Consider the following 13,369-nt stretch of genomic DNA (forward strand, 5'->3'; position numbering starts at 1 on the left):
AGTATAACAGTGTTTTATCGCCGGCTGTAAATCAATTTGCAGATTGAAGTAAGGCCGAGGGGACAAGTATTTTATGATATAATTCCAGGTAATTTTTGATATAGTTATCTGCCGAAAAATCACGTGACCGACGGATGCAATTTTGTTTTTTCCTCTCTACTTCATCACGGTTATCTAAAACATGCTGAAGTAAGTCTAAAAGGTTACCCTCGTCCGGTGAAAACAGCCAGGAACAATCAGCACTAAAAATCTCCTCCAGTCCTCCCCTGTCGCTTTGGCATACTGGTACGCCAAAAGATAGGGACTCAACTACAGTACGGCCGAAAGGCTCGTTCCAAAGCGCCGGGACAATCAGGGTATCAATACACCCATAAAAATCAGCTGGACTTATAACACCCAGAAACGCATGTTCAATCCCTGTAAGTTCAGTTTGTAATTGTGCTACAAATTCGGGGTCGCCTTTTCCGGCGAAAATAATTTTTAGCATATCTTTTTTATCGTCAGGAAGCTTTAACAACTCATCAACCAGGTATCTCACCCCTTTATCAGCTGCCACCCTTCCTATATAGCCTAACCTGAACTTTCCGGTTTCGGTGTTGTGCTTATGGTTTCCAGCCTTTAATACCGCATTGTAAATTGTAGTAGCGCGGCCATCTGCTATAGTGAAAAACTGACGGTGCTTTTTCAAAATGAAATCACTGATAGCAATGTAATGGTCTGGGTATGATAAAAAGTTTTTTTACCTGATGGGTAACCTTGCATGGTGCACATAAAGTGGCACAATTACCGTTATTAAACATGCTGCATTTGTGACACAATAAGTAATAATCGCGCATGGTGTGTACCAGGGGAATTCTGAGCTTTTTGATTGTAAGCCACAAAGCCGGTGAAAACCCCTGTATGGTATTTGTATTTACTATATCGGGCGAGATCCTTTTTAATATAGAGGTGATCCGGGTGTGATAAAACAGGTTACAAGAATCAATTAAATGCCAAATACTTTTCTTCAGATTAGAGACGCCATCAGTACCGCCATATATTGAGAAAATATTTTGTTGTTTCAGGCTGATTACGATTACTCCATTTACCCGGTAAACCTGATCATACAATCCGGTTGTTAATACATATACCTGGTGACCGGCATTTACAAGGCCTTCTGCCAAAATTTTAACAGAAACTTCGGCACCGCCCACAAAAGCAGGATAATAAAAACTGTTTGTTAGCAAAACTCTCATACACCAACTTTCTCCACTTTTTTAGCTTCTTTGAGGCTTGGTTCACCAGTGCTGCCGGTGTATTTTTCTGAAACAAAGGCTCTTATTTTTTCAATAAAATGATTTTCATCAAAACCGTGCGCGTGCGCGCTTATAAAGGTGGGATCAAACTCCAATTGCTCAAATAATAAAATTGCTTCTTTTAACGATTCGACAGTCTGGTGTTCAAAGAAAATCGCTGTTGATTTCATCGAATTATCGGTATAGGGGATCATTGTATCCAATACTCCCCCTTATTATAAGCAATAACGGGTCTGCCCGATGCATTTGCTTCTAAGGGGGTTATACCGTAATCTTCCAATTGTGGAAAAATGAACGCTTTACAATTAGCGTAAAGTTTGGCAAGGTTGCGGGCATCAAGCCCGCTCAAAAATGTTATATTACTATTGGCTATTTCCTTTAGTTCCTTTTCTCTTGAGCCTTTGCCTACAATCAAAAGTTTTTTGTTTGGCATCTGGTTGAATGTCTCAATTACCAAGTCTACTTTTTTATAGGACTCGAAACGGGAAACCACCAAAAAATAATCGCTAACGGAATTTGAAACATAAAAATTCTCAATCCGCACGGGAGGGTTGATAACCACTATTGGATTATTTGGGTGGTAAGCTTTCTCAATTCTTGATACAACCTCCCTTGCATTTGTGATAAACCAGTCTGTACGATCGGCCGCCTCAATATCGATGCTTTTCAAAGTGGCCAGCACCTTGTTTAATATGCTCCTTTTTAGCTTGCCCGATTCTCTAACTTTTTCGTAAGAGTCTGGGCTCCAAACCAATCTAAAGGGATTGTGGCAATAGGTAATTACCAGTGCGTTAGCACCCGCTTTGATATATTTAGCGCAATGTGTTGTTGATTGAAGTATAACGTCATAGTCAGTTAAATCCAATCTTTGCATGGCCATCACCCCAAGAGGATAGAAAAAACGCTTCATGTTTTTTCCTTTTTTATGAACTTACCAAACCAGCTTGTCCTGATATCACACGATTTGAACTCCGGATAAGTATTGGCGGCATCATAAGAAAGCGTATAAATTGGTGCCGATGGGTATGCATGGTGAAAACTTAAAGCCACCTGTTCTGCGCCACCTTTACGCACCAAGTCATCATGTACAATTGCGATTTTCATAGCTGTGAGATTTGTAATTTTAACGCAATACTTAAATTATTAGGGTCGGTTAGCAACCGGCTGATATCAGAGCCGTAGTCAACCACTTTCAACACTTTATTTATTTACTTATATATCAATCTTTTATAGCCATAGAAGGAATCCTTTTTAACATAATTACCCGAAGCATCCTTATACATGATACCATAGTTTGCTTCTAATGGGAATTTTGCTGACAAAGACTGTTCATCAAAAAGCTCGTAAACAAAAAATGCACCTATATTCTTCTGCGATATCAGCTTAGGGATATTATCGGTTATATATTGGCTTTGCAGAGCAAAACTCACAGCACCCGTGCCTTTGAACCTATTAAACTCCGTAATCCAGATGGGTTTATTGAAATGACCTTGTATATAGGAAAGCACATTTGCTATTGGTAGTTTTTGAGCAAGCATGTCTCCCATGTTGGAATACCAATGGCAGCCAATTATATCATAGTTCACTTTGTTTTCTTTCAATAACTCCAGATAGTAAAAATGGGTAAAGCTAACTGACAGCGAGATCATTATAGAGGGCTTAACCGTTTTGACACCATCTATAAAGCCTGATATCTGCGCCATAAAACGCTTACTTTTTTCGATATCATACTCGGCATCAGGTCTAACTCCGGCTGGTACATTTCTTACCCTGATCTTGTTATCAACTTCATTGTTTACTTCAAGCACGGTAAAATAATCACCGTAGGCTACACCAAAATTCTTCCCCTGTGAAAACGCGATTTGATAGACAGAATCTGGTGGCATCCCGCCAATACCTGTTTGCATCACGGCGGCAAAAGGCAAAATATTATTTTGCCTAAGCGCTTGAAGCAATTTTATGAACGCCGGCTGATTTTTTGCATAACCATCCTTTGTGAGTATTACGTCAAAACGATAGCTGGAAACATTCAAATCTTTTAAAGCTGCTATTTGGTCATCTAAATTATTACTGTAGTCCTTTTGTGTTAAGGGATGCCCATTTATACCCCATACAAACTGAGATTTAGGGTTTTGCGCACGGCATGTGTAAAACAGCAACACGCAAGTGGTAACCATAAATGATACTTTCATCATAAAATCGAGCTTTTAAAAGATGTTTGAAGCTTTTATATTAATGAGACTATATCAGTAGGTCAATCCCCGTAGCCAATGCCATATCCATACCCGAAATAACCTGCTTTCGAAAAATTAACGTCGTTAATAACCAGGTACAGGTTATCCACGTTATCCTTCTCCTTTATTTCATTTATGATTTCAATCTGGGATTTATTTGTGTAGTTATGACGGCAAACATAAATGGTCATATCAACATGCTTTTGGATCACAAGTGCATCAGATACAAGCCCTACGGGCGAACTATCGATAATTACGTAATCAAACTTATTTCTCATTTCGGTTATAAGTTCACCCAATTTATCTGTCAACAAAAGTTCACTGGCATTCGAAACAACCGGTCCCGATGTTATTACAAAGCAGTTATCGTCAAATCCGCTGGGCTTGATAAGATCATCGGCATTGATGTTTTCTAAAACGTAGTTGGAAAAACCGAGGTCTGCGTTATCAACATTCAATACGGATGAGAGCTTCGGTTTCCGGAGGTCTAATTCTATCAGTAATACTTTCTTCCCCGCCATCGCAAAAGTGCCACCCAGGTTCTTGGTCAGAAAAGTTTTCCCTTCTCCATTTACACTCGAGGTAACCATTATCACACTGGATTGGCCGCTATCCAATATATTCCTAAGCTTAGTTCGCAATGTGCGCATGCTTTCTGTAACCTGTGTCCGGGCCAATTGATCTGATTTTGAATTGAGTTTTAGCGATTGATGCCCAATTTTACCTATAATCGCAACATCGGTTTGTTGCTCTATATCTCCCTCAGAAACAATTTTTGACTGTATCAGCTTTTTAGAATTAACTATACCGAAAGGCACTATCAGCCCCATAAAAAAGCCCATGGCGTAAATAAGCGGTTTGATAGGTTTAGCAGGATCTTTTGAACTTTTCGCGTCATCAATTATCCTTGAATAAGATATATTGGCCGCCTTGGCCATCGAAGTTTCTTCTCTTTTTTGTAACAGGTATACATATAGTTGCTGTTTAAGCTCCTGCTGCCTGTTAAAATCCATAATAGTACGTTGCTTGCCCGGAACCTGTTTGATGGAGTTACTCAGTATATTAGTTTGAGCGTTAATTCCCGAGCTGTTCAAAACCATCTCATTTTTGTAACTATCAATGCTTTGCAACAAATTATGCCTTACTGTTTGTATCTGTTGATCTATGTTAACTATAACCGGATTGGTTTCTGTGAAGGATAAACGCTGTTTTATCCTTTCATTCAGCAAATTGTTGTACTGGGATAAGCTTGCTGCAAACGAAGCGTTTTGGATATTCAACGAGCTTGGAATAACCTGCTTATTGTTAGGATCGTCAAGCCTACTTTTTATATCCTTAATTATAGATAATTGAATTTGCTGTTGCTGATATTTATTGGTGTTTTCGCTTGCTGAGCCAACCAAAACTTTCGACTGTTCATCAAGATCCGCGATATTATTACTGCTACGGTAGTTTTGATAGTTTTTCTCAACGTTAGTTAACTCATCTTCTACAACCCCCAGTCGAGAATTAATAAAGTTAATAGTACTATCAATAGATGCTTTTTTCTGTGTAAGATTATCCTCAAGATATTGATTCATTAAGGATTGCAATATCACTTCACCTTTCTTTGAATTTGGATAATATAATGTTAGCGCAACGGTGGTAGTACCTTTATCTATAAACTCCGCGTCGTAGTTGCGGGTAATATCCGCTATAGCGTCATCATCAGATACAATTTGTGTAGAATATTCGCTTAACAAAACTGGCACGTTCGGTTTTTTTGTAACTATCAGGTCATACTGAGGCAATTTGATAGCAGCTCCATAGCTTACATTTAAGTTTACGTTCTCTTTTGAGTTGGCAATGTTTAAATGGGTACCATCCACCGGAGTAATTACGTACTCCCGCCTTTTCAAAGAGTCGACTTTAGTTTTGGCTATTTTTACGTCAAAAGGCGATTCTTCATAGATCTCTGTCGCGAACAATCCACTATTAGCGAACAATTTAATGTTGAGTTGCAGCTTTTGCTCCACTTCCTGAATCAGGTTGCGCGACCGGAGCACATCGCCTTCATTTTTTATAATCTCATTCAGGTTTAATGCAGATGTTGCGCCGCCATTTGCATATGCGGAGCTGGCATCTGGATTATTAGGCTGCTGCTGCAGCAGCATTGAGCTGCTTACAAGGTACTGTTGAGTGGCGTAAATGGTAAAAAAATACGCCAATGCCACAAATAGTATCGGACATAATAAGAATAAGTACCAATAGGACTTTAGTTGCGACAGCAACTTATTGTCATTTTTATCGTTCCCGTTTAAATATCTTGTTTTCATTTGTTTCTTGGGGTGAATTATAGATAGAGAATTAACTTGCGTTAAACGGTTACTACAAATAGCGTTTTGCAAATATTGCAGCAGTGAGTAAGGTAGCTGCCAACGACAAGTACTTAACCAGATTATTGTCATTGTTAAGAACCTTTGTTTTAAGCGGTTCCACGTATAATACATCGTTTTGCTTCAGATAGTAATATGGCGAATTCAAAAACTCCTTTCTCGTCATATCCAGCCTCACAGAAAAGTCATTGCCATTGGCGTTTTTGCGTATAAGCAATACGTTTGTGCGGCGTCCGTAAATTGTCAAGTCGCCGGCATATCCTAAGGCATCTAAAATTGTCACTTGCTCGTTAGGCACTATATAAGCCGCAGGATGATTCACTTCGCCTAAAACAGTGATCTTAAAATTCGAAAACCTAACATCAACGGTTGGGTTCTCAAAGGATTTTTTAGCAATAGCCTTTAGCGTCTTACGAGCTTCAAACGTTGTTAAACCGGCAAGTTTCACTGTTCCCAGAACCGGGATATCAACATTGCCGTCCTTCGCTACCAAATAACCCGCAAGCGGATTTGAAGAGCCATTGGTTGAGGTGCCGCCGTTTGCATAAACACCATTTTTATTATTTATGCTCAAGGTTGCATTTGGGTCGGTTGTATTTATATTTATCGCCAGGATATCATCCGGCTGAATTACAGGCTCTGTGTAATTACCAAGTGCCAGGGAAGTTGGCGTAGACGCCTGTGAAACGTCTTGCGCGTAAATTAGCTTTTTTGTGCTTCCGCATGAACATAACATGAAGCCAAAAAGTGCAACTATTAAAGCAATGAAGTAACGGTTATTTTCCATGTATAGGTGTTTTATAATCATTTCTCGTTTTACTTATTAATCTGTATAATTTTGTAATACATATATATTGTTATTGATTCGATACAGCGTCGCCATCTCGCTTACAGCGTGTAAGATTTTGGCTATCAGTTGCGATCAATTTAATATTTCATGATTTATTAAAGCATTTCCTCATTGATCTCCAACAAATATTATCAAAATATCAATTATTAAGGCCTGATTTTGAGCATTGATACTTTAATGTAGAATTGTGAGAATAGGTGTGAAAACCAGCGATAATTCACATGTAGCACAGCGGTTTTATTGGCTCTTTTTAATTGAAAATTCTCAAAAAAAGTTGAATTTGACAGGTTTCCCTACCAAATTCAACTCAATGATTATTAAAAATCACCTGGCTATTGAACTAGCAATTTCGAATAAAGATTTCCGGAAGAAGAATGTGTATTAATTATATATACGCCTCGTTCCAACTTGTTTTTAAAAGTAACTTGTATCCCAGCAGCGCCAAACTCATCGGTCGTAAACGTTTGTGTTTGGATCAATTTACCGCTTATATTACTTATTGATAATTGAACTGGTTCATTCACGGGGAAATTTGCAGCGTTAAGACTAAATGATGCTCCGAAATTTGGATTAGGGAACACAACAATTTTTTTGGTGGTGATAGACGGTCCCGCAGGCGCAATAAATGTAGATGCCAATGAGGTAGCCTGTGTGCTCACCTTAAACAGCTCAAGACCGGCCAATGCAACCCTATTTGCGGTCGGGTCAAATTTTATACTTAATGAACCGTCGGTTACGGTGGTAGTAAAATCTTTAACCAGGGCCGTACGATATCCAACCTCACTAAAAATATCAAAATTTTGCAATCCTACTTTATTTTCTATTGTAGTATTAAAGATCCGTGAGCCTGGTGCCGTCCAAAAGTTCTCTACAAAATGTAACCTTAGCAAGTAATCACCATTTATTACCGGGATCTCATACCTCGTTTGTGCTTGGTCTGCCGCTGCCGACAAATAACTTATATACAATGAATCGATATCAGTTCCGGCAACCCCGGTAAGTACCTGCTGGGAATCAAATTTGATCGACCCGGAACGATAATTTTTGTCTGCTTCATAAACCTGATTGCCGATAGTCAAGTTTACGTCAGAGCCCCCTTTAATGCGTTTTACAATACTAACCGTGCTATTTGCATTATTGGCTATAGCATATAATGGCACCCTCAATGGCGAAGCATCGCTGTTATAATTTACAAGCAAGGCAGCATTTTTAATACCAACAGAAGCAGGTGTGTATTTAACGGTAAGCGTGGTAGTCGCCTGCTCGGCCAAAGTAGCAGTTTTTAATGCACTTACAGTAAACTCCGAAGCATTCGGCCCTGATATAACCGCGCTTTTCAATGTAATTGGCGAATCGCCGGTTCCGTCCGGATAGGTAATACCCTGATTTTTTATCGTTACCACAAATGATGAAGATGTACCGGTTTTAATGGGGTCGAAATTAATAGCCGTGTTGGGTAAGGCCGCCAATTCAGAATGATGTAGCGAACCAGAATCCGGTTTAATATTATCAATGTAGTAAACATTGTCCTGGTAATCATAATTGGTGGCAGATGTACCTAAATAATCGCAATCTAAAATATAGGCATCCGGAACAATGTTACCATCAGGCCCATATACCTTTAAAAATCTTATGCCTATAAGGCCGTTGAAATTTTTGGTACGATCAGAATATGATGTACCAACTTTAATTCCAAAAGATCCCGATATCGTGAACGAACCCTGTGCAGACCCTTTTGTTGTATTTGTTAATCGCGGCAAAACAGATTGCCCATCTAAATTACTATGCGTAAACAACGTGGTAAGCGTGTTCGATCCTTTTTTGTAATAGGCAAAAGTTTCTACCGCCGAGCAGCAACCGTGGTAAGCAGCAAGTTGATGAACCGTTATCGGCTTACTTGGATCGGCAATTACAAAATATCCCGCGTTTACTTCGCTCGAATTAGGAACCCTTGTTGTGCCGTCTATATCGCCGTCATCATGCCCATAGCCTGTACTGGTATTAAAACCAAACGCGGTTATTATTTGCTGCGCATAGGGCTCGTTAGTACTCTCCCCTGCCACTTGCCATATCCCACTTAAGACAACCTTTTTTGCGGGCTGATACTATCATTACTCGCTATAGTTAAAGTATCATTAAATACTTTAAGCCTTGTGGCCGCATTTTGGGCTATGAATTGCACAGTAACATCCGCATACGATAAAGGCGCTATACTTATAGGGACAACACTGTTTGTATCTGTATTAACAGATGCTATTTTCCAGGCTGTACTATTTGACAAAGTAAGGTTACTTAACACCAGGTTGCCTGTACCTTTATTGTTTATCCGTAACTTCACTTTATCGTGATTGGCATTATAAGCAGTGGTATCCGGGCTGGTTCTTCTCCATGGCGTTTGAATAAGTGAAAACACCAAACGATCATTGCTTGGAAAAGCATCCGGATTGTTCAATACCATAAATGCACCCGAAGAAGGGACGATACTAAAGTTGTAGGCGTTTGTAATTACCTGGTTATTGTTACCATCCGTAGCTTTTACCTGTATTTTGTAGGCACCGGTAGCTGTTAAGAAAAATGGAACCGTATAATTAACATAGGCACCATTATTTATTGAATATTGCAATGAACTTAAGCCCGACCCACCAGCATCACCCGCTGTGATGTAAACCCTCACCAGGTCATAGTAAACGCCGGTTAACTTTAGCGAACCAACCGTTCTAACACTGGCTGTAGGAGCCGTGTTATCCGTTACGGCACTAAATGGAGCAAACGTCAGATAGTTCATTTTGGTATTGGTACCGCCATTAGCATCGATAGTCAATTTCCCATCGCTTACCTGCACAGTTGCATTTCCTGATTTGTACTTATTTGAAGCAGAAGGCGTGAAGTCGCTTATTGTAGGTAAACCTTCCACATTAATTTGATGGTTGCTGTCGTAATAGCCATCATCGCCCGCGCTTACTGTTACATTATACTTTCCGTTTGGAACAACATATTCCCAGGTACCCGGATTTTGCCCGTTAGTGCTGGCTTGCATCTGAACTACTGAACGCAGTTTTGCATCACTTGTGCCTGTACGCAAGCGCATATTGGCACTTAGATCTATAGGAACCTTTGTTACCGGGTTAACCCACCCGTATTTTCTAGTCGCATCATAAGGCAAGCCATTATCTGCAATGAAACCTGCCGGAGCAGTTGAACCGGCAGGTAAAAAGTCAATATTAGTGGTGGTTGGAACCGCAATGCTACTCACTGCAAAATCGTCAAAAGTATATGTAAGTGCCGTTGATGAATTACGATGGGTTGCAAAAACGCCTGCAAATAGCTCCCCTGTTGTTAAGCCTGTTCCGGCAATATTTAACCCTACAATTGAATAAGCAGCGCCCGTGCTTAAATAATTTACGCCGTCTACAGAGTAAAAACCCTCCGCCGTATTGGTTGTTGAATCTATTATTAGCCTTAAGCTAACAGTTTGAGTGTTTAATCCGCTAATTACTGACGTAATCCGTTGGTCTGGATTAGTGGTACCGGATACTGAACTGGAAACATCGTTAAATTCTTTTCTCAACTCTATTTTATTGCCGCTAATATCCAGTTTGAGATAGGTTTTATCATTTAACCCATACCACAATCCCGCCTGTTGTGATTGGGTACCATTTGCGGGATTTATTATTTTTACGTCTAATTGCAATTTTGATACTGCAACAATTTTAACCCCAAGTACATTCAACTGGTTATTGTTAGTAAGCATATCTATGCCTTTATTGGTAACCAATTGAAGCCTGCCTCCTGTTACCGTTATCTTTGAAGGTACATAGCCCGGAACCGACGGATCAGTAGGTGTACCATCTTCAGATAATCGTGTACCTGAATAACTATTAACCGTAGTAAAGCCTGTTCCTAAACCATTTTTATCAACAATGGAGGAGGCTACGCCGCCGGTGAATGACAAACTATATGGCAAACTCACTGTAATTGCCGAACATGGCAGCGTACTAATAGGTGTGCACCCATCAGCTGGCTGACTCAAAACGCGATCGGTAATACCTTTGACAGAGTCTTTCACCGCTGTTCTATCTGCTCCATAAGCAGAGCCTATCCCGAGGCATAATAAAATTAAAACACTGTAACACCGCTTAAATATTGAGCTGTCAATTAAAATGTACCTGTGTTTTTTCATGAAAAAGGGGATTTAAATTTATTACCGTATCTTATGATAATCATTGACTAAAAAACATTACAAATTGCTTTAATACCATCCACACGCGACAAGATCAACGCTTACCCGACGCATACACAGTGGGTTTAGATTGTTCTATATCTTTTTTATTAGCCTTTAACAGAGTTATTTGTGAAATAGAGTTTGGGTTCTCATTCCAGTTGAACTCGCTGATATATAAATTGCCGGTTATGGTATCTTCTACTAAATCCAACGGATTGGCAAATCCGTTCATCCCTTCAAGGCCATAGTTACTTGCCCCGGTTGCAGTATGAGTTATGTCATAAATGCGATCATCGGTAGATGTCCCTTTGTTATTTTGCTTTAGCATCGATCCCGGCTCTAAAACCATTATATCGCCACCACCGCTAAACCGGCAAACCAATAATTTACCTTTAAGGGCCCCGTTAAAATTGTTGCTCCGGTATTCGATCACGCCATTTGGCGATTTATTAAAACCAAAATCGTATGCAGCACCCCTGTAATTAATATCAGGCTTTGTGTTTGACTGGTAATTAGGATTATCCACCGAACCACGGTTAATTACATATTCGCCTCTTAAAGGATTTGGATGCCCGAAAAAACCAACCGGTTTGTTAGGATTTACCCTGAATAACCAATCATGCTGAACCGGTACACTCCTGGTAGAAGGTATTTCGGCACCGGTGTAATATGTACCATCCGGTCTCCTGGTTCCTTTTACAGATGCTGGTGAATTACCGCCACCACCAGACCCATTTGCCGGGACATATAACTGGCCGTTGGTATGCCAAACCATATCATACGCATTACGTATGCCTGAAGCAAATATTGTAAGCGGTGCGGTTAAGCAATAAGGATTATAAGTACCGTCTGGTAACTTCAAGGCCAGATCAGATGCCTGGTTTATCAGACCCTGATTAGCAGTTGTTTGTACATTAAGCGGCAACTTCACATCTCTTAATTTTTTTAAATCAAGCCTTAAAATTGCGCCGGCCAGCAACGTTTCATCCCTTTGCCATCCCTTGTCATATTCGCCGGCCGAACTATTGCTGCCTACTGATATATACAAAGCGCCATCCGGGCCAAAAGCCATACTATTTACCATATGATCACGCGTTGAGCGTGGCAACCTGGTAACCATAAGCTGTTCATCTTTCAGAGCATTACCACTTAGCCTGGTTATGTTACCATCAAAAACCGGGGCTGCAGTAAGACCCGATGATGAAAAAGAAACCCAAGCTACAAGGTTTGATGACGTTGAACTCGGATCGAATGTTAATCCGATGGCGGTTATTTCACCATATTTTGCGATAAGCGTATTGATGAGTGTCATGTTGGTTAACATTCCGCTTGTATGGTCTACGTCAAATCGCTCTATGCTTCCGTCCATTTTCAAGGCGTAAAACTTCCCGTCGGGGCCAAAAGTTAGCGAGGTGTATTTTTTATTCTGTGTGCCGGGGATAGAAATTTTGGTAAAAGAAGCATTGAGAAGATTGGCAGAATCAACGGGCGCTGAAGCAGTTGAAAAAGCAGTTTCAAAAGGCATAAAAGATGTTCCCGCGTATGACTTTACGCCGCTTGTGATAACAAACTTATAAATGGTGTTGGGTTCAAGCGACTTTGCAGGCGCAAAACTGATAGCATCGCCACCACCCGTACCTTGCACATTTCCAGCCACTTCTATACTTTCACCGTTGCTTATTTTCAGAAGTTTTACGGTTTCGTTGGTTATTGTTGAATTATTAACCCCTCCTTTTACTCCTTTGGCAACAGGTATAAACAGGTTGTTGGCCGCTATAGTGATATTATTATAGGTTGCGCTTGAGCCATTTATTGGTGTAGAGGATATAACATAAGGCCGTTTATGATCCACAACCCGCAAGGCTAAATTTATAACGGCATTACTGTATCCATTGGCCGAAACGTGTACAGAGGCTGTATAAGTGCCTGTAGGCATTGCTCTTGCTGCCGAATAATCAAAAGTTATAACTGAATCTCCCTCTTTAACATTTTTTAATTTGTTTAACCAGCCTACCCCATTGCTTTCCTTGTCATAGCTTGCTGATACTTTGTACTTTATGTTAGTGTTTAATGAATTATGGATATTGACGTTTATCGTATTACTGTCTTTATTATTTTTATCAACCAAAAGGTTTTGGGAACCTGCTGATAAATAAACATATGGTGATATGCTAACGGGATCAACTTCTACATAACAGATCTTGGTATTGGTACCTCCTATCGCATCTATCGTTAACGCGCCGTCACTTACGGTAACAGTTACGGTAGAGGTTTTAAATCTTCCGGGGCTTCGAACGCGTCCCATCGGCGTGAAATTATAAATGGTTTTTACTCCTTCAACATTTATACAATCCTTTTCGGTAGCCCTGCCAACTTCTCCATCTCCAACCGCG

At 40.1% G+C, this 13,369-nt stretch carries 11 protein-coding genes; all 11 read right to left on the reverse strand.

Features of this window, described 5'->3' with window-relative positions; all coding sequences use genetic code 11:
* Nucleotides 1-31: 31 nt before the first annotated feature.
* Nucleotides 32-688, reverse strand: a complete 657-nt coding sequence (locus ACQ86K_RS21650; RefSeq protein WP_431198755.1) for a glycosyltransferase — start codon at nt 686-688, stop codon at nt 32-34.
* Nucleotides 689-695: 7 nt separating this feature from the next.
* On the reverse strand, nt 696-1,235 hold the full coding sequence (locus ACQ86K_RS21655) for a glycosyltransferase (RefSeq protein ID WP_431198756.1): 540 nt from the start codon (nt 1,233-1,235) through the stop codon (nt 696-698).
* Nucleotides 1,232-1,465, reverse strand: a complete 234-nt coding sequence (locus ACQ86K_RS21660; RefSeq protein ID WP_431198757.1) for a hypothetical protein — start codon at nt 1,463-1,465, stop codon at nt 1,232-1,234. Before ACQ86K_RS21660 ends, ACQ86K_RS21655 begins: the two co-directional genes overlap by 4 nt.
* Nucleotides 1,466-1,485: 20 nt before the next feature.
* Nucleotides 1,486-2,205 carry a glycosyltransferase gene (locus ACQ86K_RS21665; RefSeq protein ID WP_431198758.1) on the reverse strand — a complete coding sequence of 240 codons (720 nt, stop codon included), beginning with the start codon at nt 2,203-2,205 and terminating at the stop codon, nt 1,486-1,488.
* Complete coding sequence (locus ACQ86K_RS21670; RefSeq protein ID WP_431198759.1) at nt 2,202-2,399, reverse strand: hypothetical protein; 198 nt, start codon at nt 2,397-2,399, stop codon at nt 2,202-2,204. The genes ACQ86K_RS21665 and ACQ86K_RS21670 overlap by 4 nt, the downstream gene beginning before the upstream one ends.
* A gap of 104 nt (nt 2,400-2,503) precedes the next feature.
* A complete protein-coding gene (locus tag ACQ86K_RS21675) occupies nt 2,504-3,490 on the reverse strand; it encodes a glycosyl hydrolase (protein ID WP_091174216.1) in 987 nt (328 codons plus the stop codon).
* Between the two features lie 59 nt (nt 3,491-3,549).
* Nucleotides 3,550-5,844, reverse strand: coding sequence for a GumC family protein (locus tag ACQ86K_RS21680; protein WP_176844563.1), 2,295 nt, complete (start codon nt 5,842-5,844; stop codon nt 3,550-3,552).
* 52 nt (nt 5,845-5,896) lie between these two features.
* Nucleotides 5,897-6,691: a polysaccharide biosynthesis/export family protein gene (locus ACQ86K_RS21685; protein ID WP_176844564.1), complete on the reverse strand. Its 795-nt coding sequence runs from the start codon at nt 6,689-6,691 to the stop codon at nt 5,897-5,899.
* Nucleotides 6,692-7,086: 395 nt separating this feature from the next.
* Nucleotides 7,087-8,817, reverse strand: a complete 1,731-nt coding sequence (locus tag ACQ86K_RS21690) for a malectin domain-containing carbohydrate-binding protein (protein WP_431198760.1) — start codon at nt 8,815-8,817, stop codon at nt 7,087-7,089.
* Nucleotides 8,818-8,831: 14 nt separating this feature from the next.
* Nucleotides 8,832-10,820 (reverse strand): OmpL47-type beta-barrel domain-containing protein, encoded by a 1,989-nt coding sequence (locus ACQ86K_RS21695; protein WP_431198761.1) that lies wholly within the window; start codon nt 10,818-10,820, stop codon nt 8,832-8,834.
* A gap of 208 nt (nt 10,821-11,028) precedes the next feature.
* Nucleotides 11,029-13,281, reverse strand: a complete 2,253-nt coding sequence (locus ACQ86K_RS21700) for an Ig-like domain-containing protein (RefSeq protein WP_431198762.1) — start codon at nt 13,279-13,281, stop codon at nt 11,029-11,031.
* Between the last annotated feature and the right edge of the window lie 88 nt (nt 13,282-13,369).

Source organism: Mucilaginibacter sp. P19 (assembly GCF_050632265.1).
GTDB classification, from domain to species: Bacteria; Bacteroidota; Bacteroidia; order Sphingobacteriales; family Sphingobacteriaceae; genus Mucilaginibacter; species Mucilaginibacter gossypii.

Bases quoted from the DNA above. Each gene is read 5' to 3' on its own strand.
- ACQ86K_RS21675 (WP_091174216.1), bottom strand. From the start codon at position 3,490: ATGATGAAAGTATCATTTATGGTTACCACTTGCGTGTTGCTGTTTTAC.
- ACQ86K_RS21665 (WP_431198758.1), bottom strand. From the start codon at position 2,205: ATGAAGCGTTTTTTCTATCCTCTTGGGGTGATGGCCATGCAAAGATTG.
- ACQ86K_RS21680 (WP_176844563.1), bottom strand. From the start codon at position 5,844: ATGAAAACAAGATATTTAAACGGGAACGATAAAAATGACAATAAGTTG.
- ACQ86K_RS21685 (WP_176844564.1), bottom strand. From the start codon at position 6,691: ATGGAAAATAACCGTTACTTCATTGCTTTAATAGTTGCACTTTTTGGC.
- ACQ86K_RS21655 (WP_431198756.1), bottom strand. From the start codon at position 1,235: ATGAGAGTTTTGCTAACAAACAGTTTTTATTATCCTGCTTTTGTGGGC.
- ACQ86K_RS21660 (WP_431198757.1), bottom strand. From the start codon at position 1,465: ATGAAATCAACAGCGATTTTCTTTGAACACCAGACTGTCGAATCGTTA.
- ACQ86K_RS21670 (WP_431198759.1), bottom strand. From the start codon at position 2,399: ATGAAAATCGCAATTGTACATGATGACTTGGTGCGTAAAGGTGGCGCA.
- ACQ86K_RS21700 (WP_431198762.1), bottom strand. From the start codon at position 13,281: ATGGGACGCGTTCGAAGCCCCGGAAGATTTAAAACCTCTACCGTAACT.